A 19,921-nucleotide genomic window follows, 5' to 3' on the forward strand; every position below is an offset into this window, starting at 1 on the left:
CCGGGGAACCGCATGCTGCTCAACGTGAACCCCTTCCACCGCGACAACGACCGCTTCAACGTGTCGTTCAAGGCGCTGGGCGAGCTGATCGAGACGGTCGGCACGCCGCACTTCGTGCCGCGCCTCACGCAACTGCTCAATGAAGTCGTGCCGCTCGACGTCGCACACGTCGAACGTTCGCGCGTCGACGGCTCGATGCCCACCGGCTATCGATGCGAATGGATCGGCAGCAGCGGCATCGACACCGAATCCACCGAAATCTCCGACGTGATGACGCTCTACTACGAGCGCTTTCTCGACAGCGACCCGCTGTTCGCGGGGCTGCGCGGCAAGACGGGCACGATGCTCGTGGTGCGCGACATCGCGGCGATCCCGCCCGGCGAATTCCGCCAGCGGCTGTTCGACGACGTGCGGATCGGGCACGAATGCGTGCTCGCGCGCGGCACGCGCTATTCGCAGCATTCGATCGCGCTGGAGCGCGGCCGCGACCGGCCGCCGTTCACGCTCGCCGAGATGAACCGCTTTCGCAGCATCAGCGATGTGCTGTTCCCGCTGCTCGAACTGCATGCGTCGACCACGGCCGTGCGGCGCGTCGCGCACCCGACGCCCGAAGTCCATCCGCTCGCGCAATTCGATGCGCGGATCGCGGCCGACGGCGTGAAGCTGTCGAAGCGCGAATACGAAACCTGCAAGCACCTGCTCTCCGGCAAGACCGTGCCGGAGACGGCCGAGATCCTCGGCGTGCGGGTCGCGTCGGCCGAGTCGTACGTGAAGCGCGCATTCGCGAAGCTCGGCGTGCGCACGAAGCGCGAACTCGCCGCGTGGGGGGCGGCCACCACGGCGCTCCCTTCCGCCGGCGCGCACGACGGCGCCACGTCGCCGGGCATCCCGCGCTGACACACCCGGCCGCGCCGCACGGCCGCGTTCGGTTGCGCCGCGTCGATGCGGCGGCGCCGCTTGCATCGAAGCCCGTCGATGTAAACGTTGCGACTTCAAGATCTTCGCGCGCGTGTTCTCCTCTACCATCGGCCGATCGCTTGACCTCGAAAAAAGGAGACGGCCCATGCCCCGCGAACTGAATCAACCGATGGGCGGCAACGAAATGCCGCGCTTTGGCGGCATCGCCACGATGATGCGGCTGCCGCAGGCCGCGACGACCGACGGCCTCGACGTGTGCTTCGTCGGCGTGCCGCTCGATCTCGGCACGTCGAACCGCTCGGGCTCGCGCTTCGGCCCGCGCCAGATCCGCACCGAATCCGTGCTGCTGCGCCCGTACAACATGGCCACGCGCGCGGCCCCGTTCGATTCACTGCAAGTGGCCGACATCGGCGACGTCGCGACCAACCCGTACGACCTGAAGGACTCGGTGCGCCGCATCGAGGAGGCGTACGACGAGATCGTCGCGAACGGCTGCCGGCCGATCACGCTCGGCGGCGACCACACGATCGCGTGGCCGATCCTGCGCGCACTGCACAAGAAGTACGGCAAGGTCGCCGTCGTGCACGTCGACGCGCACGCGGACGTGAACGACACGATGTTCGGCGAGAAGATCGCGCACGGCACGCCGTTCCGCCGCGCGGTGGAAGACGGGCTGCTGCAATGCGACAAGGTCACGCAGATCGGCCTGCGCGGCACCGGCTACCACGCGGACGATTTCGAATGGTGCCGCGAGCAGGGCTTCACCGTCGTGCAGGCCGAAGCATGCTGGAACAAGTCGCTCGCGCCGCTGATGGCGCAGGTGCGCGAACGCGTCGGCGACACGCCGGTCTACCTGAGCTTCGACATCGACGGCCTCGATCCGTCGTTCGCGCCCGGCACCGGCACGCCGGAAATCGGCGGCCTCACCATCCAGCAGGGCCTCGAGATCGTGCGCGGCATGAAGGGCCTGAACATCGTCGGTGCGGACCTCGTCGAAGTCGCGCCGCCATACGATCCGACCGGCACCACCGCGCTCACCGGCGCGAATCTCGCGTTCGAGATGCTCTGCGTGATGCCGGGTGTCGCCTACCGCTAACCCGACCGACAGGATGACCTTCATGTCCACCGCCGAGCTTTCCCGTTCCACCGCCACGTTCGTGCTGCCCGCGGCGCACATCGCCGGCCAGCCCGTGCGCACGCAGGCCGATGCGCCCGGCGCGCCGATCTTCGACGCGTCGACCGGCGCCGAGATCGGCTGGCAGGAATTCGCGACGGCCGCGCACGTCGATGCCGCGGTGCGCGCCGCGCGCGATGCGTTCGCCGGCTGGCGCGATACGCCGCCCGCCGAACGCGGCCGCGTTCTCGCAACGATCGCCGCGCGCGTCGAAGCCTCGCGCGATCGCCTGGCGGCGCTGCAGATGCAGGTGAGCGGCAAGCCGCCGTTCGAGGCCGACGCCGATGTCGGCGACGTCGCCGCGACGTTCGCGTACTACGCGAAGCTGTGCGAAGATCCGGCGCTTTTCGCCGCCGAACCGGTCGCGCTGCCGAGCGACGCCGTCACGGCCGAACGCTTCCACGATTCCGTCGGCGTCGCGGCGCTCGTCATGCCGTGGAACTTCCCGATGGTCACGACCGCATGGAAGCTCGCGCCCGCGCTCGCAGCGGGCTGCGCGGTCGTGCTGAAGCCATCCGAACTCACGTCGCCGACCGAGCACGCACTGCTCGACATCGTCGCCGAGGCCGGCGTGCCGGCCGGCGTCGTCAACGTCGTGAACGGCGGCGCCGACGTCGGCGCGGCGCTGACCGCGCATCCGCTGATCGACAAGATCTCGTTTACCGGCAGCACCGCGGCCGGCCGCAAGGTCATGCAGGCCGCGGCCGTCGACATGAAACGCGTGACGCTCGAACTCGGCGGCAAGTCGTCGCTGATCGTGCGCGACGACGCCGATCTCGACGTCGCGGTGTCGCTCGCGGTCGCGGGCGCCTTCACGAACGCGGGCCAGATGTGCTCGGCCACCGCGCGCATCCTCGTGCACGACAGCGTGTACCGCAGCTTCATGGCCGCGTTCGAGACGGCCGTGCGCGCGCTCGTCGTCGCGCCGCCGGCCGCGGCACGGGTCGCGATGGGGCCGCTGATCTCGGCCGCGCAGCGTACGCGCGTCGAAGCGTTGCTTCAGCAAGGCATCGAGGCGGGCGCACGCGTCGCGTTCAGCGGCCGCGTGGCGGATGCCGGCGGCGACGGTTTCTTCATGGCACCCGTCGTGATCGCCGAGCCGGCCGCCGACAACCCGCTGTGGACCGACGAAGTATTCGGCCCCGTTGCGTGCGTGAAATCGTTCCGCACCGACGACGAAGCGATCGCGCTCGCGAACGACACGCGCTACGGGCTCGTCGCGACCGTCGTCACACGCGATGCGGCCATCGCGAAGCAATTCCAGCAGCGCGTGCGCGCGGGACTCGTGTGGATCAACGCGCCGCAGCTCATCTACCCGCACGTGTGCTGGGGCGGCTTCGGGCTCAGCGGGATCGGCCGCGAACTCGGCGTGGCAGGGCTGCGCAGCTACCAGGAACTGCGCCACGCGATGCGCGCGATCGACTGACGCCGACTGGCCAGTGGGGCCTTCCAGGCCGTTGGCGACACCGTGTCTCGTTGCACGGTGCCGTTTTTACCGATTTCCGAAAAAAGGCCCCAGGCAGCCGGGCAACCTTCCGGTATTCATTACCTTTTCCCGAGTCTCGTCCGGCCGGCAACTCGCGTGACGGCCGTGCATTTTTTGATTTCGATCAAGAAAATCGCGCAGATCGGCATGCGCAAACGTGTGCAACGCGGGCTTCGCGCGCGATGCGTGGAATCACGGGTTCAGTTGTCCGGACGATCGCCGTTATTGCATCAACACCCGCCGATCGACGTCGTCTTGCAGCGCATCGGCGCCATCGCGGGCATGGAGCGAGGTTGCCAGGCCCCCGCTCGCTTTTGAACAACGGATGCAGCGGCACAAGTCGCGGACGAGGTAATCATGTTTGTAGCCATCGGGTGGATCGTCGTCATCGGGTCGGTGATCGGCAGTTTTGTCGGCGTGGGCGGCCATGTGCCGGCCCTGCTTCAACCATTCGAGCTCCTATGCATCTTCGGCGCGGCGCTCGGTGCGTTCGTCGTCAGCAATCCGGTCACGACGCTGAAGAAGACGCTCAAGAGCCTGCCCACCTGTTTCAAAGGCGGCGGCTACACGAAGCAGCAATACGTCGAACTGATCGCGCTGCTGTACGAGCTGCTGCAGAAGGCGCGCAAGGACGGCATGATGGCGCTCGAGGCCGACGTCGATGCGCCCGAGCAAAGCCCGCTGTTCCAGAAGTATTCGCACGTGCTGGAAGACCACCACCTGCTCGATTTCATCGTCGACTATCTGCGGATGATGTCGAGCGGCAACGTGAACGTGCTGGAGATGCAGGACCTGATGGACGAGGAACTGCATACGCACCACGCGGAGGCATCGGTCGCGGCCAATGCGATCCAGAAGATGGCGGATGGCCTGCCCGCGTTCGGCATCGTCGCCGCGGTGATGGGGGTCGTGCATACGATGGGCTCGGTCGGCGCGCCGCCCGCCGTGCTCGGCAAGATGATCGCCGGCGCGCTCGTCGGCACCTTCCTCGGCATCCTGCTCGCGTATGGCTTCGTCGGTCCGCTCGCGGATCTGCTCAATGCGAAGGGCCGCGCGGCGGCCAAGCCGTTCCACTGCGTGAAGGCCGTGCTGCTCGCGTCGATGAGCGGCTACGCACCGGCGGTGGCGGTGGAATTCGGCCGCAAGGTGCTGTTCACCGCCGATCGCCCGAGCTTCAAGGAGCTCGACGAGGCCGTGCGCGCGACGAAGTCGCCCAAGGCCGCGTAACGGAGGCGCCATGGCTGACAGTCGCTCCAAGCCGCCGAAACAGGCACCGCTCGTCGTCGTGCGCCGCAAGAAAGGCGACGACCACGACGCCCACCACGGCGGCGCCTGGAAAATCGCGTACGCCGATTTCGTCACGGCGATGATGGCGTTCTTCCTGCTGATGTGGCTGCTCGGCTCGGTGTCCAAGTACGACAAGCAGGGGATCGAGGACTACTTCAACACGCCGCTGTCGACCCTCCTCTCCGGCGGCAAAGACGGGCAGGCGCCGCGCCCGAGCGTCGTGCAGGGTGGCGGCCGCGACATGACGAACCCGGCGCCGGCGATCGACACCCAGGCGCAACCGGTGCCGGCCAGCGCGCCCGCGGCACTCGCCGGCATCGTCGATACGCAAAAGCTCGAACGCCTGAAGGCGAAGCTGACCGCGGCGATCGCACACAGCCCGTCGTTGCGCGCGTACCAGGACCAGATCCGGATCGCGATCACCAACGAGGGCCTGCGCATCGAGATCGTCGATTCGCTCAAGCGCCCGATGTTCGCGTCGGGTAGTGCGCAACCCGAAAGCTATGCCACCGCCATCCTCTCCCAGATCGGGTCGGCGCTCGACGATGTCGAAAACCGCGTGTCGATCGCGGGGCATACCGACTCGACGCCGTATTCCGGCGGCTCTACCGGCTATTCGAACTGGGAGCTGTCCAGCGATCGCGCGAACGCCGCGCGGCGCGCGCTGGTCGCGGGCGGGCTGCGGGAGGAGAAGCTGCTCCAGGTGCGCGGGCTTGCAGATGTCCTGCCGCTCGACAAGAACGTGGCGGACGAGCCGACCAATCGCCGCATCAGCATCCTCGTGATGAACAATGCCGCCGAGCAGGCGTTCTTTCACGACGGTGGCCGAGCGACCGTGAACGAGACGGCGGGCGCGCGGGCCGCGGTGCTGCCGGCGGCGGTTACGCGAGGGCACTAGGCGCATTGGCATTCACGACTTCGGGCCGGATGCGCGCGACCCTCGCGCGCCTCGTCGTGCCCGGCAGCATGCCGCAGGAGCGCGTCGACGTGCTGTGCGTCGGGCAGTGCGTCGATATGTGATGGCGCATCACGCGCCGGCATCGCTCCCCGTTTCGCATACAGCCCCAACCTCAGACTCGCCCCCCGCCGCACTGCCGCTCACCGACGACTCAACCGCGCTCTGCTGACCGCGCCGCGCGGCCTGGCTCCGTGATTTCCCCGGGAATTTCGTGCGTTATATTCCGTGGTATATTTCGCCAATCTTTCGCGCATCCGTCCCCGGCCCGACCCTGCCGGACAGAGGTCAACATGCACGCTCCGCCCTTTCGCCTGTCCCGCACGGCGGATCTCTCGTCGCCCGGCGGTAACCTGCCCGCGGCAGCCGGCACGCGGATCGACGCATGCTGCGCGCCGTCGAGCGCGCAATTGACCGAACTGAAGCGACGCGCGCGCCTGTCCGAACTCGATGCGAACCTGCACTGCTCGATCATCGGCACCTGCCTGACCACGCACGAACTGCGCAAGCTCGTGCCGAAATTCACCAACCTCGATCGCCAGCACGCGACCGACCTGGAGATCCATCACGCGGCCGTCGAACTCGCCATCGACGGCACGGCCGGCGCCAAGGCCTTGCATAAGGCGCTCGACGAGCGCTACGCCGGCGCGATCCGCGCGTTCGACAGCGCGACGGATGCGGACGAACTCCTCGCGCGCTGGAAGGAAGCGCTGAAGAGCGGCGACATTCCGCCCGCGTACTGGGCGCTGATGACGCATCCGCGCACGACGATGGGCGTGCGCCAGGCCGCGTTCGGCGACCTGCACATGCTGTCGCACCTGGTGGGCGCGGCCAATCGCGCCGATATCCGGCGGCTGGTCGCGCTGGAGGAGGAGAATGCGGCGCTGCACGCGACGATCGAACGGCAGCAGGTGCGCCTGCACGAAATGAGCGTGCAGCGCGACGCGGCGCGTCAGGAACTCGATGCCCTCGCCGCGCGCCGGAACGCGCAGCCGGTGGCGGCAGAAAGCGTGCTGCGTGACGAAGTCCACGAACTGCGCCAAGCACTGGCCGCGCGCGACGAACGGCTCGCGCTGCACACGAGCCGCCGCGAGGCGGCCGAACAGCGGATCGCCGCGGAACAGGCGAGCGCCCGCGCGATGCGCGCGCGCCTCGACGAACTGATGGCGATGGTGAAGACGCTGCGCGCCGAAGCGAGCGCGATCGAACAGGCGGTGCAGGCGTCCGCGGACGATCCGGCCGAACGCGCGGCCGATCCGCCGTCGATCCTTCAGGGTACGCGTCTGGTGTATGTCGGTGGGCGCCCGGGCTCGAATCGCGCGATCAAGCGGATCGTCGAAACGGCGGGCGGCGAGGTGACGCTGCATGACGGCGGCATCGAGGATCGCAAGGGCCTGCTGGCCGCTGCGCTACCGGGCGCACGGATGGTCGTGTTCCCGGTCGACTGTATCGACCACGATTCGATGAACCTGCTCAAGCGCATCTGCGAACGCCACCACATCGCGTACTACCCGCTGCGGACGGCGAGCGTCGCGAGTTTCGTCGAGCTGATCGGGCGGCTCGATGCGCAGGCGCGCGATGTGATGCCGCCGGATGCCGCCACGGGCGACGCGTCGCGCTTTTGCCTGCGGCACGGCTAAGGCCTGGTTCGTATCGCAGCAGGCGTTGCGCGCTGCCCTTCGGCGCGTCGGTGAAAACCCGTCGTCAGCCTGAAGAAGCCGCTCGGGAACACACGTTCAGACCGCCCTCAACGCCGCACCATTTTCGTGAGCGCGGCGATGTCGTCGGCGCAGGCCGCGTAAGCACGCGCCTCGATCCCGCGATACAGCCGGATGATCTCCTCGCCGACCGGTGTGAGCACGCTGCCGCCGCCGCTCTGCCCGCCATGTTCGGACACCGTCGCCGGCGATTTCAGCGAGCGGTTCAGTTCGTCCATCAGCAACCACGCGCGCCGGTACGACATCTTCAGGCTGCGCGCCGCCGCCGAAATCGAACCGTGCTCGCGCACGGCTTCGAGCAGCGCGACCTTGCCCGGCCCGAGCGCGATCGTGTCGGCTTGCTGGATACGCATCCTGAACCGCACCTCAGGCTTGGGGTGTGCCGGTTTCTTCATGTTGTCCCGCCCTTTGAACGATGCGGGCAAGCATACACGATGGCCGGTGCAACGCGCGACGACGCCGGCCAGCCGCTTCACGTGGCGCGGCGCGGGCAGGAGATCGGCGCCCGAGAACAGCAGCGGTGCGCCGGTGGGCAAGCCTGCGTTGTATCGGCGGATATATTGCGCCGCTAAAAAGCGCGCCGACAGAATGTGCGCCGCATGAGCGGCATAACGGCGGCCGATCGTGCCCTGCAGCGCGTCACGCTACGCCAGCACGATGCGCTTGATGACTTTCTTGAGGCTCTTGTAGCTGTCGACCGATTCCGCCTTCGCATCCGTCACCAGCGCGCCGATCCGCGCCGGCTCGCAGAAGCCGATCCGGCTGTTCGTGCCGAGCTTGCTGAAATCGGCCAGGATCGCGACGTCCGCCGCGTTGCTGACCATCGCGCGCGCCACTTCGGTTTCCATCCGGTCGTAGTTGGTCGCGCCGCGGACGGCATCGACGCCCACCGGCGACAGCAGCGCGAGGTCGGCGCGATAGCGGAAGATCTCGGCAACCGTGCCGTCACCGACGGTCGCGGCCGCGCGGCTGCCGATCATCCCGCCGAGCAGGATCGTCTCGTTCCTCGCCTGCCCCGGGTCGCTCGACCGCATCTTCAGCGCGACGTCGATCGAGTTCGTGACGATCGTGAGGCCCGACAGCTTCGCCAGTTCCTCGGCCAGCAGCGTCGTGGTCGTGCCCGCGTCGATGAACAGCGTCTGCGAGCCCGTGACCAGCCTGGCCGCTGCGCGGGCAATCGCCAGCTTCGCCTTCACGTGCGTCTGCGCGCGCTCGGCGATCGGCGCTTCGTCGCCCACCTGCACCGCACCGCCGTGTACGCGCTTCAATTCACCGAGCGCCTCGAGATCGACGAGATCGCGCCGCACGGTTTCCCGCGACACGTTCAGGTCGGCCATGATCCGGTCGGTGGAAACGCGCTGCATCTTCGATAACAGAAGCCGGATCCTCTGGTATCGCTCTTCTTGCCACATGGAATGTCCTTGGAATGAACGCCAATGTTATTCGAACGGCGGACTACGCTGCGCTTTCCTCCATCTTTTTTATGCCGACGAGGGTCTGCAGGGACTGACGGACCGCCTGGAATTCGCTGCTCGTCATCTTCGAAAACACCACGTGGATGCGGTCGTCGTCCGGCGCGGTGTCGTCCTGTTCGATGATGAACTGGACGATGCGCGCCTGGTCGATGCCGGGCATCGCCTGCAACGACGTCAGCTTCACGGTGCCGCGGCTCGCGAGGATGCGCACGCCCCAGCGCTGCCGCGCAGCGAAGAAGCGCTTCTCGATCGGCTTCAGGCCGGCCAGGATCGCGAGCACGATCGCCGTCGCGGCAATCGCGGCCACGTACATGCCGCCGCCCACGGCGAGCCCGACCGCCGCCACGACCCACAGGCTCGCCGCGGTCGTCAGGCCGCGGATGATCTCGCCGCGCAGCATGATCGACCCGGCGCCGAGGAAGCCGATGCCCGACACCACCTGCGCGGCGACGCGCGACGGGTCCAGCGACACGTTCTTCGCGTCCTGGATATCCGCGAAACCGAACGCCGACACGACCATCACGAGCGCGGCGCCCACCGCCACCAGCATGTGCGTGCGCAATCCGGCCGCCCACGACAGGCGCTCGCGCTCGATGCCGACGATGCTGCCGAGCAATGCCGCCAGCAACAGGCGGGACACGATTTCCAGCTGACTGATCATGCGAGGTCTCCTTGCTTTGCCTTGTTCACCCGATGAAGCACGGCCCGCCTGGGCCGTCGCCCGACTCTTCCTGCCCTCGCCTGCCCGTCACCCGATCCGGCAACCGGCAAGTTGTATTTTTGTGCGATCTTGCGATTTTGTGCTTTCTAATATACGGTACGCAAAACTACAAAGCCAGACCCAGGTTCGTTTGTTTCATCCGATCAGCACGACCAATCGTCATACCATTCAGGCAGCACGATCCGGAACACTTGCTTAGGAGACCCACATGATGAAGAAGGCATGGATGCTGGCAGCCACGCTGCTGGCCGCGCTGGCCACGGCCCCCGCTCACGCGTCGGAAGGCGACGTCTGCAAGAAGGTGACGCTCGGCGATGTCGGCTGGAGCGACATCGCGGCCACCACGGGTGTCGCGATGATGCTGCTCGACGGGCTCGGCTACGAGGCGACCAAGACGATCGCGTCGCCGCCGATCGTGCTGGCCGGCGTGAAGAAGGCGCAGATCGACGCATTCCTCGGCTACTGGGATCCGAGCATGACGCCGACGGTGAAGCCGTTCGTCGATGCCGGCGCCGTCCACCAGCTGCCGCAGCCGAACCTGGTCGGCGCGCGCTACACGCTGGCCGTGCCGCAATACGCGTCGGACAAGGGCCTCAAGAGTTTTGCCGACATCGCGAAGTTCCGCGACCAGCTCGACGGCAAGATCTACGGGATCGGCGCCGGCAACAACGGCAACGCGCTGGTCCAGCGGATGATCGACAAGAACGAGTTCGGGCTCGGCGGCTTCAAGCTGGTCGAATCGAGCGAGGCGGGGATGCTCGTGCAAGTGACGCGCGCGGTGCAGGAGCACCGGATGATCGTCTTCCTCGCATGGGAGCCGCATCCGATGAACATCAACTTCAAGATCGCCTATCTCGACGGCGGCGACAGCGTATTCGGCCCGAACTACGGCTCGGCGAAGGTCTATACGCTCGTCACGCCCGGCTATCTCGAACGCTGCCCGAACGTCGGCCGGCTGCTGACCAACCTGAAGTTCACGACCGACGAGGAGAACCAGCTGATGGTGCCGATCATGAATCACGCGGATCCGGTCGCGGTGGCGAAGGAATGGGCGAAGAAGAACCCCGGCGTACTGTCGAAGTGGCTCGACGGCGTCACCACCATCGACGGCAGGAACGCGAAGGACGCGATCGAGAAGCTCATCGGCGCATGAACACGCAACACAAGGAACCACCCATGCACAAGAACCTCGCGCTGTTCGACCTCGACCACACGCTGCTGCCGCTCGACAGCGACCAGGCCTGGAGCCGCTTCATCACGCGGGTCGGCTGGCGGGAAGACGACGCGCACGTCGCGCTGATCGACGAGCACTACGGTCACTATGCGGCCGGCACGCTCGACATGGACGCGTATCTCGCCGTGACGCTCGCGCCGCTCACCCGCTATCCGCGCAAGGTGCTCGAACGCTGGCATGCACGGTTCATGGACGAAGTGATCCGCCCGGCGATCACGCCGCAGGCGCGCGAGCTGGTCGACCGCCATCGCGAGAACGGCGATCTCTGCTGCATCGTGACGGCGACCAACGTCTTCGTCACGCGGCCGATCGCGGCGGAATTCGGCATAGAGCACCTGCTCGGCATCGAGCTCGATACCGACGACGGTACGCCCGGCGGCGCGTTCACCGGGCGCAGCACGGGCGTGCCGAGCTTCCGCGAAGGAAAGATCGTGCGCACCACCGAGTGGCTGGCATCACTCGGCTATGCGCCGTCCGATTTCGAGCGCACCTACTTCTACAGCGATTCGATCAACGACGTGCCGCTGCTGGATTACGTCACGCATCCGGTCGCCACCAATCCCGACGCGAAGCTGTTGCACGTGGCAGGCACGCGCGGCTGGCCTGTCATGAAGTTGTTCTGATTCGGGCGATATTCTCTGCTGTCCATTTTTCATGTCTGGAGGGGTAATGAAATACGGAGCACGCAGCAACAGTCTCGATCATTCAGGAATCCGACTCGAATCGGATCGAAAGCATATCGTCAACTCGTCTCGGTCGGAAAGCCGCTTCCCGCACTGGCGCGGCGTTTTCATGATCGCACTCCTGTGCACGCTGGCCGCCTGCGGCGACGGTGACTCCGGCACCGCAGCCAGCATGGCGGCCGCGCGCGCGGCCGCACCAGGCTCGGCGTCCACGCCCGTCCTGCACTGCGCGAGCGCGTGCCACTGACCGACGCCGGCCCCCGCGCCAGCCATCCACGACAGAGAGCGATCATGCAAAACAAACCCACGACACGACGTCAATTCATCGCCGACGCGCTGAAGCTCGCCGGCGCCACCGCGATCACGGGCATGCTGCCGGAAAGCATCGCGCGCGCGCAGGCCATTCCGGCAGCCACCGTGACCGGCACGATCCAGGACGTGAAGCACGTCGTGATCCTGATGCAGGAAAACCGCTCGTTCGACCACTACCTCGGCATGCTGGGCGGTGCGCGCGGCTTCGGCGATCCGCGGCCGGCCGTGATTTCGAGCGGGTATCCGGTGTGGCGGCAGCCCTGGATGCTGTCCTACGTGTTCCCGTTCAACCCGTCCCCGCCCTCCGGCACGGCGAACGGCGACACCTACTACGGCGACCTCCCTCACGACTGGGGCACCACGCACAGCGCCTGGAACAACGGCCGCTATGACAACTGGACCGCCGCGAAGACCAGCGGCACGATGTACTACTTCACGCAGAACGACATTCCGTTCTACTACGCGCTGGCGAGCGCGTTCACGGTGTGCGACGCGTACCACTGCTCGATGCTCGGCCCGACGGACCCGAACCGCCTGTATCTGTGGACCGGGTGCTGCGGCAACGTCACCGGCTATTCGCCGTACACGAACAACACGATGACGGGCACCGGCTGGACCACGATGCCGGAGCGCCTGAACACGGCCGGCGTCACGTGGAAGTTCTACCAGGACAAGGGCAACGGCCTGGATGCCGGCCACGGCTACGGCGAATACAACGGCTCCAAAAGCGATCTCTGGTGGAACGGCAATTACGGCGACAACGTCATCCTGAACTTCAGGCAGTACCAGAACCTCGGCGCAAGCGATCCGCTCGCGCCGGCGCTCAACGGCACGCAGATCGACCCGTCAGGCGGCGGCAAGGAATACGACACGAACCTCTTCAGCCAGTTGCGGGCCGACGTCGCCAACGGCACGCTGCCGCAGGTATCGTGGATCGCCGCACCCTACGCGTACTGCGAGCATCCGTCGTGGGCCGCGAGCGGCGGCGAATGGTACGTGAGCAACGTCCTCAATGCGCTGACGTCGAATCCGGCGGTATGGGCCAGCACGGTGCTGCTCGTCATGTACGACGAGAACGACGGGCTGTTCGATCACGTGCCGCCGGCCGTCCCGGCCAGCTCCGCTGCCGGCACCGGGCAGTCGACGGTCTCGACGGCCGCCGAATTCGTCTCCGGCAACGGCGCCGCATCGGACGGCTCGGCCAGCGGCGACGTGCCGATCGGGCTCGGCCCGCGCGTGCCGATGTTCGTGATCTCGCCGTGGTCGAAGGGCGGCAAGGTCAATTCGCAGGTGTTCGATCACACCTCGGTGATCCGCTTTCTGGAGGCACGCTTCGGGCTGCAGGAAACCAACATCACGCCGTGGCGGCGCACGGTGTGCGGCGACCTGACGTCGGCCTTCGATTTCTCGAACGCCGACCAGGCGGTTCCCGCGATCCAGCCGCCCGCGAGCAACATGAACCCGAACGGCCCGGCCGTCCTGATCCCCTACCCGACCACCACCGCGGTGCCGGCGCAGGCGGCCGGCCGCAGCACCGCCTGCCGGCTGCCCTACGAGTTCTTCGTGCAAGGCAAGGTCAACCGCGCCGGCCGCGCGCTCGCGCTGACGATGACCAACACCGGCACCGCGGGCGTGCACCTGCAGGCATGGGTCGACGGCACGAGCACGATCCCCCGCCACTACACGATCGCGGCCGGCTCGGGCCCGTGCGCGAACCTGTCGGATTCGCTCGCGCTGAACAGCGGCGGCGGCTACGACTATTCGGTCTACGGGCCGAACGGTTTCCTGCAGACGTTCCGCGGCAGCATCGGTTCGTCCGGCAACACGGGATCGACCGCCGAAATCAGCCTGTGCTACGACGTGGCGAACGGCAACGTGCAGATCACGCTCGACAACTCGGCGGGGTCCAGCGCAACCACGTTCCAGCTCACCGACAACGCCTACGGGATGAACACGAGGCAGTCGTTCACCGTCGCCGCCGGCGCGACGCAAGCGGTCACGTGGTACGGCGACGGCGGCTGGTATGACGCCAGCATCCGCGACGCGAACGATCCGAACTTCCTGCGTCGGGTGGCCGGTTGCGTGCAGACGCAATCCGGCACGCTGCTCACGGATTCGGCGATCGGCAATACCAGCAAGAAGTTCGTCGCGTCGCTCGCATCGCAGGGTTCGACGTTCGGCACGTTGCGGTTCGACTACGTCGCGCCGCCGTGGAGCCACAGCCCGAAGAACTGGGTAGGCATCTTTGCGCATGGTGCGCAGCCCACCAAGGGCAGCTACAAGTCGTGGGCGTACCTGCCGAAGAGCACGGGCTCGTTGCTGTTCTCGTCCACGGCCAACAGCACGCTGGCGTCGGGGCAGTACGATGCGTGGTACCTGTTCGACGACGGCTACACGCCGCTCGCGGGCCCCGTCACGATCACGATCTGACGGCATAGCCGGACCGCGTCGGCCGCCCGCACGGGGCCGACGCGCACTCGGGCGCGACGTCCCCCGTTGCGCCCGAATGCTTTCGACGTTTCGCTCGACAGCGGCACGAACTTCGCGCGCATCCGGTTCGCCCACACGAGAGCCGCCGCGATCGCATCGCATCGCGCGCGCCGACGCCGCCCCTCTCGAGGTCGCGCCCCCCTTGCGTGCCGATGTTCGCGATACTCATGCCGAATGCGAGCTGCACATCGTTCGGGAACCGGATGTTCGTGTATGCGGCGCCGCATGCGAGCACGGCGCCAATGCCGAAATCCAGCATAATCAGGCGATTGAACGAGCACCTCAGCCGGCGCGCGAACCCCGCACACGTTTGCGCGACTGTCCGGTTCATCGCCTGAGCGCGACGCAGCCTGTCTGTGCCTGTCTCGCGCGCGGCGAATTGTGCAGGTGCAAGAAATCGAAGCAGGAACACACTCGATGCGGCGCATATCATCGGGCCGACGATCGCATCACGGACACCACCACGCATCCCGCAGAAGACAGGACACCGACACATGGACCGAGCCGAGCACATCAGCATCGAACAGACGAGCGGGCTGCCCGCCGACGAACTGGACCGATGCGACTTCTCGTTCGACATCGCCTGGGAATTGAACGCACCGTATCAGGACTTGCTCGATCTACGTGCGCTGCCCGCACGCCGCAAGAACTACGGCTTCGATCCGGCCGGCTGGGCGGACGAGGCGACCGGCAAGACGGCGCTCTTTCGTGCGACGGCCGGCGGCCGGCTCGCCGGGTTCGTGGCCATCGGCCAGAGCTGGAACGGGATGGCGGAGATCGCGGAGCTGGCCGTCGACCGCCAGTGTCGGCGGCAAGGCATCGGGCAGTTGCTGATGGCGACCGCCGAATCGTGGGCGCGCAGCCACGGGTTCGGCTTCATGCGGCTGGAAACGCAGTCGAACAACATCGCCGCGTGCAGCACGTATGCCCGCTCGGGCTTCGTGCTGGGCGGACATGATCGTCTGCTGTACGCGGACGACGAGAACGACGGCGAAGTGGCGCTGTTCTGGTACAAGGACCTGCGCGACGGGCAGACCGCACGCATCCGCACGGTCGACCCGGAATCGGTGCGGCCGGCGCGCTGACGCACGGCCACCCGTGCGTCATGGCCGAATCATTGCCGCTTCACGCCCGCGTCGCGACGATGAACAGGCGCGGGAACGGCAGCAGCACGGTACCGTCAGCGAGCGCCGGATAGCCGCCCGGGCCGGCGACCGCATCGCGATACCGCACGAGAAACGCCGCGCGCTCGCCATCGTCGAGCGCTGCGAGGAACGGCCGTAGCGCGCTGCCCTTGAACCACTCGACGACCGCGTCGGCACCGCCGCGCAGCGGGTGGTAGTAAGTCGTGCGCCACACATCCACCCGCGAGCACAACGGCGACAGCAGCGCGTGGTAGTAGCGTGCATCGAACCGCTCGGTACGTGCCGCACCCTTCAGCTTGTCCGCCCACGGCCCCGCCGCGGCGACTTCGCGCATCAGCCGGTGCGCGGGTTCGTCGAGGTTGTCGGGCATCTGCACGGCAAGATGGCCGCCCGGCGCGAGCCGGCCGACAAGCGACGGAAACAGCGTGTCGTGCGCGGGCACCCATTGCAGTACCGCATTCGCGAGAATCAGGTCGTAGCCGCCGGGATCGGCCCATGTCGAAATATCGACGACATCGAATCGCAGGTCCGGCAGGCGCTTGCGCGCGGCGTCGATCATGTCCGCCGACGCATCGATCCCGTGGACCGTTGCGTGCGGCGCACGCGCGATCAGCGCCTCGGTCGAATTGCCGGGCCCGCAGCCGATGTCGATCGCGGTATGGATCGGCGTGTCCGGCACAGCGGCCAGCAAATCGCGGATCGGCCGCGTGCGTTCGTCCTCGAATTGCACGTACTGGGCAGCGTATCGATCGAGTGGGGTCGTCATGTCGTTTCTCCTGGTCGGCGTGGACGGCCATCTTCTTCGCGGACGGGATGCCGGGGGCCGTCGATGCAACGCATTCTGCGATCGTCACGGAGTTCAGTAAAATGAATTTAATATCGTGATTGATTCAAATTTCTGATGAAGATCGATACGCTCGGTGTCCAGGCCTTCGTCGCAATCGCCGACGGCGGCAGCTTCCGGCAGGCAGCCGACACGCTGCACATCACACAGACAGCCATCACGCAGCGGCTGCGCAAGCTCGAAACCTTCCTCGGTGTCGCGCTCGTCGAGCGCACCACGCGCCGCACCACACTCACCGAAATCGGCCGGCGTTTCCTGCCGCAAGCGCGCCGGCTGCTGAACGAGCTGTCCGATGCGCTCACCGAAATTCGCGAAACCGGCCTGAGCCAGCGTGGCGACGTCACGATTGCATGCGTGCCGACGGTCGGCGTGCAATACCTGCCCCGCATCCTGCGCGCGTTCTCCGCGCACCGGCCGCACGATCGCGTGAAGATCCTCGATCACGCGTCGGCGTCCGTACTGCAGGCCGTGCTGCATCGCGAAGCCGAGTTCGGCATCGGCATCGCCGGCGATCAGCATCCCGAACTGGTCAACGTGCCGCTGACGAGCGATCCGTACGTGCTGGTGTGCCGCGACGATCATCCGCTCGCGAAGCGGCGGCGCATTCGCTGGGCCGCACTGCAGCCGCATCCGCTGATCTTCGCCGGCGAAGTGAGCGGCAACCGCGGGCTGCTCGACGGCGCACTGAAGACGAGCGGCGTGTCGCTGCATTCGTTCTACGAGGTCCAGCGCAGCTCGACGGCGCTCGGGCTCGTCGCGGAAGGGCTCGGCGCGGCCGTGGTGCCGAAGCTCGCGATCCAGAAGAACGCGTACCCGATGATCCGCACGATCGAGCTCGTCGAGCCGGCGGTGTCGCGCACGCTCGTGCTCGTCACGCGCAAGAGCGCGCAACTGTCGCCTGCCGCCCGTGCGTTGTACGACATGATCGTCGAACAGGCGACACCCTGACGATAGTGTCAGGGGTGCGTCACGAGGCAGCGCCTTCGGGGTAGTATCGCCACACGCGGTCGCGACGGCCGGTGCCTACCCGGCGCCGCGCGCGTCATGCCACCACTGCAACGGCCGTTCCTCACCACCCCTGCACGGAGCACCGCATGGCCTATCGCAACTACCACAAGCGCAAGATTGCAGACCGGGAACTCCATCCCGAAACCCAGATGATGTCGTACGGCTACGATCCGTTCCTGTCGGAAGGATCGGTGAAGCCGCCGGTGTTCCTCACATCGACGTTCGCGTTCCGCACGGCCGAGGACGGCGCCGAATTCTTCGACGTCGTGGCCGGACGCAAGCCTTCACCCGAAGGCGAAGGCGCGGGCCTCGTCTACAGCCGGTTCAATCACCCGAACCTGGAGATCGTCGAGGATCGCCTCGCGCTGCTCGACGATTCCGAAGCGGCCGTCGTGACGTCGAGCGGCATGTCGGCCATCGCCGCGATCCTGCTGACCTTCCTGCGGCCGGGCGACTGCGTCGTCCAGTCGGTGCCGCTTTACGGTGGCACCGAAACGCTGATCTCGAAGTTCCTGCCCGAGTGGGGCATTCGCTCCGAAGTGATCGCCGACGGGCTGTCCACCCATGCGATCCGCGCCGCGCTCGAAGCGGCCGCGCAAAAGGGCAACGTGCGGATGTGCTACATCGAGACGCCGGCCAACCCGACCAACGCGCTGTTCGACCTCGAAGGGCTGCGCAGCGAGATCGACGCGTTCGAGGCACGCCACGGCTATCGCCCGCTGTCGGTCTGCGACAACACGCTGCTCGGGCCGCTTTACCAGAAGCCGTCGCGGCAGGGCATCGACCTGAGCGTGTACTCGCTGACGAAATACATCGGCGGGCATAGCGACCTCGTCGCCGGCGGCGTCACGGGCGCTCGCGCGCTGATCACGAAGATCCGCTCGGTCCGCAGCACGCTCGGCTCGCAGCTCGACCCGCATTCGTCGTGGATGATCACGCGTTCGATGGAAACGCTCGTGCTGCGCATGCAGCAGGCCGCGCGCAGCGGCATTACCGTCGCTCGCTGGCTCGCCGACAATCCGCATCGGCCGGTGCGCGTGCTGCATCCCGAGCTCATCGACGATCCGGCTTACCAGGCCGTCTATCAGCGCCAGTGCACCGGGCCGGGCTCGACGTTCGCGTTCATCCTCGACGGCGGCCGCGAGCAGGCGTTCAGGTTCATCAATCACCTGACGCTCTTCAAGTCGGCGGTCAGTCTCGGCGGCACGGAGTCGCTGATCTGCCATCCGGCGTCGACCACGCATTCGGGCGTGCCGGCCGATGCGCGTGCGGCGGCGGGGGTATCGGAAGGGTTGATTCGCGTGTCGGTCGGGCTCGAGCATCCGGACGACCTGATCGCCGACCTGTCGTACGCGCTGGAGCATTGCTGACGCGGGCGGCATGCGCCCCGTGGCGGTTCGCACGGGGGCGGCCCAGCCCGCGCGGCCGGCAATCGGCAGCCGGGACACCGGCGTTCGCGCCGCGCCATCGTGCCGGCAAGAAGAATCGCACCTTGAACTTGATCACGTCGCGGCATCGATGCCGGAGCACCGGCCGGCAAGACACGCCGTTCGCGCCGTTACGATCGTGCAGGCGCCCGCCACGAAAAACCGGCCGCGCGATGCGAGCCGGCCGAACCGGTTCAGAGCACCTTCACCATGAACACGCGCGACGTCCCTTCCGGCTCGCACGGCACTTCGCCGAACGCTTCGTAGCCCTGCTTCCGGTAGAAATCCGGCGCCTGGAACGAGATCGTGTAGAGCACGGCACGCGCGCATCCGCGCCGTTTCGCCTCGGCTTCGGCCTCGCGCAGCAGCCGGCTGCCGAAGCCGCCGCCGCGCAGCGATTCCGGCAGGTAGAACAGATCGATGAAAAAGAGGCCGAGCGAGGTGCGGCCGGTCAGGCCGCCGAGGATCTCGCCGGTCGCGGGATTGGTGACGTACACGTCGAGCGCGGCCGCGTCGGCACGCCCCGTCCTCGCATGATTGAATTCGCCGAGCTTGCGGCCGATGAAGTCACGAGCGGCGGGCTGCTCGGTGTCGGTGAGCTGGATGGAAATGTCGGGCTGGGTCGGCATGGCGCAGGTGCGGTCGAGAAGAAAGGCCGCCGGGCATCCGACACCCGGCCGTCGATCATCAGACTATAGCGCGCCGTCGCTCGGCATGCGTTGCCGACACAACCGCCGCCTTGATCGCGCGTCACGCCGCCGTCACGCGTGGGGAAGGCCGGCCAGTGAATGCCCGCGCAACGCCGAAGCGCCGCGACGAGTCGCGTCAGTTGTACCCGAGAATCGCCACCGCCGCGACGTCCGGCCGATCGATCGTATTCCCGACGAGCGACGTCATCGGCTCCTGCAGCACGGCCTGATACGAAGTGATGCGCGGCTCGTCCGACGCACTCGGCTCATCCAGTGCCGGCTCATCGAACGCGGCATCGAAACCGCTGAAGAACGCCGCTTGCTTGTGCGAAAAAGTCATCTCCATTCCTTTCAT

At 67.0% G+C, this 19,921-nt stretch carries 20 protein-coding genes; 14 read left to right on the forward strand and 6 right to left on the reverse strand.

Going from position 1 to position 19,921, the window contains the following annotated elements:
* Positions 1 to 12: 12 nt before the first annotated feature.
* The 7 genes from C5O79_RS25690 to C5O79_RS25720 all read left to right on the forward strand — a co-directional run bounded on the left by C5O79_RS25690 (position 13) and on the right by C5O79_RS25720 (position 7,460).
* A complete protein-coding gene (locus C5O79_RS25690; protein ID WP_046549115.1) occupies positions 13 to 897 on the forward strand; it encodes a helix-turn-helix transcriptional regulator in 885 nt (294 codons plus the stop codon).
* A 166-nt stretch (positions 898 to 1,063) separates the two neighbouring features.
* On the forward strand, positions 1,064 to 2,014 hold the full coding sequence (speB, locus tag C5O79_RS25695) for an agmatinase (RefSeq protein WP_131931842.1): 951 nt from the start codon (positions 1,064 to 1,066) through the stop codon (positions 2,012 to 2,014).
* A gap of 22 nt (positions 2,015 to 2,036) precedes the next feature.
* The gene (locus C5O79_RS25700; protein WP_131931844.1) at positions 2,037 to 3,518 is read left to right on the forward strand and encodes an aldehyde dehydrogenase family protein; all 1,482 of its coding nucleotides are present in this window, start codon (positions 2,037 to 2,039) and stop codon (positions 3,516 to 3,518) included.
* Between the two features lie 156 nt (positions 3,519 to 3,674).
* Positions 3,675 to 3,896, forward strand: a complete 222-nt coding sequence (locus tag C5O79_RS25705) for a hypothetical protein (RefSeq protein WP_131931846.1) — start codon at positions 3,675 to 3,677, stop codon at positions 3,894 to 3,896.
* A 39-nt stretch (positions 3,897 to 3,935) separates the two neighbouring features.
* Positions 3,936 to 4,805 carry a flagellar motor stator protein MotA gene (gene motA / locus C5O79_RS25710; protein WP_039353960.1) on the forward strand — a complete coding sequence of 290 codons (870 nt, stop codon included), beginning with the start codon at positions 3,936 to 3,938 and terminating at the stop codon, positions 4,803 to 4,805.
* A gap of 10 nt (positions 4,806 to 4,815) precedes the next feature.
* Positions 4,816 to 5,763: a flagellar motor protein MotB gene (gene motB / locus C5O79_RS25715; protein WP_047851926.1), complete on the forward strand. Its 948-nt coding sequence runs from the start codon at positions 4,816 to 4,818 to the stop codon at positions 5,761 to 5,763.
* A gap of 350 nt (positions 5,764 to 6,113) precedes the next feature.
* Entirely contained in the window at positions 6,114 to 7,460 is a 1,347-nt protein-coding gene (locus tag C5O79_RS25720; RefSeq protein ID WP_124495150.1) for a DUF2325 domain-containing protein, read from the forward strand.
* Between the two features lie 107 nt (positions 7,461 to 7,567).
* Here the strand turns inward: C5O79_RS25720 and C5O79_RS25725 are convergent, their stop codons facing one another.
* From C5O79_RS25725 to C5O79_RS25735, 3 genes are all read right to left on the reverse strand, one after another.
* Positions 7,568 to 7,891 carry a LysR family transcriptional regulator gene (locus C5O79_RS25725; RefSeq protein WP_034188511.1) on the reverse strand — a complete coding sequence of 108 codons (324 nt, stop codon included), beginning with the start codon at positions 7,889 to 7,891 and terminating at the stop codon, positions 7,568 to 7,570.
* 291 nt (positions 7,892 to 8,182) lie between these two features.
* Entirely contained in the window at positions 8,183 to 8,950 is a 768-nt protein-coding gene (locus tag C5O79_RS25730) for a DeoR/GlpR family DNA-binding transcription regulator (protein ID WP_046549111.1), read from the reverse strand.
* Between the two features lie 43 nt (positions 8,951 to 8,993).
* Positions 8,994 to 9,674 carry an MgtC/SapB family protein gene (locus C5O79_RS25735; protein WP_046549110.1) on the reverse strand — a complete coding sequence of 227 codons (681 nt, stop codon included), beginning with the start codon at positions 9,672 to 9,674 and terminating at the stop codon, positions 8,994 to 8,996.
* 271 nt (positions 9,675 to 9,945) lie between these two features.
* Between C5O79_RS25735 and C5O79_RS25740 the strand changes: the two genes are divergently transcribed.
* The 5 genes from C5O79_RS25740 (at position 9,946) to C5O79_RS25765 (ending at position 15,538) form a co-directional block, all read left to right on the forward strand.
* Positions 9,946 to 10,887: a choline ABC transporter substrate-binding protein gene (locus C5O79_RS25740; RefSeq protein ID WP_226148318.1), complete on the forward strand. Its 942-nt coding sequence runs from the start codon at positions 9,946 to 9,948 to the stop codon at positions 10,885 to 10,887.
* A gap of 23 nt (positions 10,888 to 10,910) precedes the next feature.
* The gene (locus C5O79_RS25745; RefSeq protein WP_122477280.1) at positions 10,911 to 11,591 is read left to right on the forward strand and encodes an HAD family hydrolase; all 681 of its coding nucleotides are present in this window, start codon (positions 10,911 to 10,913) and stop codon (positions 11,589 to 11,591) included.
* 169 nt (positions 11,592 to 11,760) lie between these two features.
* Complete coding sequence (locus C5O79_RS38650) at positions 11,761 to 11,898, forward strand: hypothetical protein (protein WP_223274263.1); 138 nt, start codon at positions 11,761 to 11,763, stop codon at positions 11,896 to 11,898.
* A 44-nt stretch (positions 11,899 to 11,942) separates the two neighbouring features.
* Complete coding sequence (locus C5O79_RS25755; protein ID WP_122474747.1) at positions 11,943 to 14,393, forward strand: phospholipase C, phosphocholine-specific; 2,451 nt, start codon at positions 11,943 to 11,945, stop codon at positions 14,391 to 14,393.
* Between the two features lie 554 nt (positions 14,394 to 14,947).
* Positions 14,948 to 15,538 carry a GNAT family N-acetyltransferase gene (locus tag C5O79_RS25765; RefSeq protein ID WP_122474746.1) on the forward strand — a complete coding sequence of 197 codons (591 nt, stop codon included), beginning with the start codon at positions 14,948 to 14,950 and terminating at the stop codon, positions 15,536 to 15,538.
* Between the two features lie 40 nt (positions 15,539 to 15,578).
* On the opposite strand, the gene tam is transcribed toward C5O79_RS25765, so the two are convergent.
* Positions 15,579 to 16,364 carry a trans-aconitate 2-methyltransferase gene (gene tam, locus C5O79_RS25770; RefSeq protein WP_122474745.1) on the reverse strand — a complete coding sequence of 262 codons (786 nt, stop codon included), beginning with the start codon at positions 16,362 to 16,364 and terminating at the stop codon, positions 15,579 to 15,581.
* Between the two features lie 135 nt (positions 16,365 to 16,499).
* Here tam and C5O79_RS25775 point away from each other — a divergent pair, with 135 nt between their 5' ends.
* Both C5O79_RS25775 and C5O79_RS25780 read left to right on the forward strand, forming a co-directional pair.
* Positions 16,500 to 17,390: a LysR family transcriptional regulator gene (locus C5O79_RS25775; RefSeq protein WP_046549103.1), complete on the forward strand. Its 891-nt coding sequence runs from the start codon at positions 16,500 to 16,502 to the stop codon at positions 17,388 to 17,390.
* A gap of 146 nt (positions 17,391 to 17,536) precedes the next feature.
* On the forward strand, positions 17,537 to 18,820 hold the full coding sequence (locus tag C5O79_RS25780; protein ID WP_122474744.1) for a cystathionine gamma-synthase family protein: 1,284 nt from the start codon (positions 17,537 to 17,539) through the stop codon (positions 18,818 to 18,820).
* Positions 18,821 to 19,071: 251 nt separating this feature from the next.
* On the opposite strand, the gene C5O79_RS25785 is transcribed toward C5O79_RS25780, so the two are convergent.
* The gene (locus C5O79_RS25785) at positions 19,072 to 19,506 is read right to left on the reverse strand and encodes a GNAT family N-acetyltransferase (protein ID WP_122474743.1); all 435 of its coding nucleotides are present in this window, start codon (positions 19,504 to 19,506) and stop codon (positions 19,072 to 19,074) included.
* 196 nt (positions 19,507 to 19,702) lie between these two features.
* The gene (locus tag C5O79_RS25790) at positions 19,703 to 19,906 is read right to left on the reverse strand and encodes a hypothetical protein (protein WP_122477277.1); all 204 of its coding nucleotides are present in this window, start codon (positions 19,904 to 19,906) and stop codon (positions 19,703 to 19,705) included.
* Positions 19,907 to 19,921: the final 15 nt, after the last annotated feature.

The sequence above is a fragment of the Burkholderia sp. SRS-25 genome (assembly GCF_004343765.1).
GTDB lineage: Bacteria > Pseudomonadota > Gammaproteobacteria > Burkholderiales > Burkholderiaceae > Burkholderia > Burkholderia contaminans.

What these genes read in the sequence shown, in the direction of transcription:
- C5O79_RS25775 (WP_046549103.1), top strand. Translation starts at nt 16,500, where the DNA reads ATGAAGATCGATACGCTCGGTGTCCAGGCCTTCGTCGCAATCGCCGAC.
- C5O79_RS25735 (WP_046549110.1), bottom strand. Translation starts at nt 9,674, where the DNA reads ATGATCAGTCAGCTGGAAATCGTGTCCCGCCTGTTGCTGGCGGCATTG.
- C5O79_RS25740 (WP_226148318.1), top strand. Translation starts at nt 9,946, where the DNA reads ATGAAGAAGGCATGGATGCTGGCAGCCACGCTGCTGGCCGCGCTGGCC.
- speB (WP_131931842.1), top strand. Translation starts at nt 1,064, where the DNA reads ATGCCCCGCGAACTGAATCAACCGATGGGCGGCAACGAAATGCCGCGC.
- C5O79_RS25745 (WP_122477280.1), top strand. Translation starts at nt 10,911, where the DNA reads ATGCACAAGAACCTCGCGCTGTTCGACCTCGACCACACGCTGCTGCCG.
- C5O79_RS25725 (WP_034188511.1), bottom strand. Translation starts at nt 7,891, where the DNA reads ATGCGTATCCAGCAAGCCGACACGATCGCGCTCGGGCCGGGCAAGGTC.
- C5O79_RS25730 (WP_046549111.1), bottom strand. Translation starts at nt 8,950, where the DNA reads ATGTGGCAAGAAGAGCGATACCAGAGGATCCGGCTTCTGTTATCGAAG.
- C5O79_RS25755 (WP_122474747.1), top strand. Translation starts at nt 11,943, where the DNA reads ATGCAAAACAAACCCACGACACGACGTCAATTCATCGCCGACGCGCTG.
- C5O79_RS25780 (WP_122474744.1), top strand. Translation starts at nt 17,537, where the DNA reads ATGGCCTATCGCAACTACCACAAGCGCAAGATTGCAGACCGGGAACTC.
- C5O79_RS25790 (WP_122477277.1), bottom strand. Translation starts at nt 19,906, where the DNA reads ATGACTTTTTCGCACAAGCAAGCGGCGTTCTTCAGCGGTTTCGATGCC.
- tam (WP_122474745.1), bottom strand. Translation starts at nt 16,364, where the DNA reads ATGACGACCCCACTCGATCGATACGCTGCCCAGTACGTGCAATTCGAG.
- C5O79_RS38650 (WP_223274263.1), top strand. Translation starts at nt 11,761, where the DNA reads ATGATCGCACTCCTGTGCACGCTGGCCGCCTGCGGCGACGGTGACTCC.
- motB (WP_047851926.1), top strand. Translation starts at nt 4,816, where the DNA reads ATGGCTGACAGTCGCTCCAAGCCGCCGAAACAGGCACCGCTCGTCGTC.
- C5O79_RS25765 (WP_122474746.1), top strand. Translation starts at nt 14,948, where the DNA reads ATGGACCGAGCCGAGCACATCAGCATCGAACAGACGAGCGGGCTGCCC.
- C5O79_RS25690 (WP_046549115.1), top strand. Translation starts at nt 13, where the DNA reads ATGCTGCTCAACGTGAACCCCTTCCACCGCGACAACGACCGCTTCAAC.
- C5O79_RS25700 (WP_131931844.1), top strand. Translation starts at nt 2,037, where the DNA reads ATGTCCACCGCCGAGCTTTCCCGTTCCACCGCCACGTTCGTGCTGCCC.
- C5O79_RS25720 (WP_124495150.1), top strand. Translation starts at nt 6,114, where the DNA reads ATGCACGCTCCGCCCTTTCGCCTGTCCCGCACGGCGGATCTCTCGTCG.
- motA (WP_039353960.1), top strand. Translation starts at nt 3,936, where the DNA reads ATGTTTGTAGCCATCGGGTGGATCGTCGTCATCGGGTCGGTGATCGGC.
- C5O79_RS25785 (WP_122474743.1), bottom strand. Translation starts at nt 19,506, where the DNA reads ATGCCGACCCAGCCCGACATTTCCATCCAGCTCACCGACACCGAGCAG.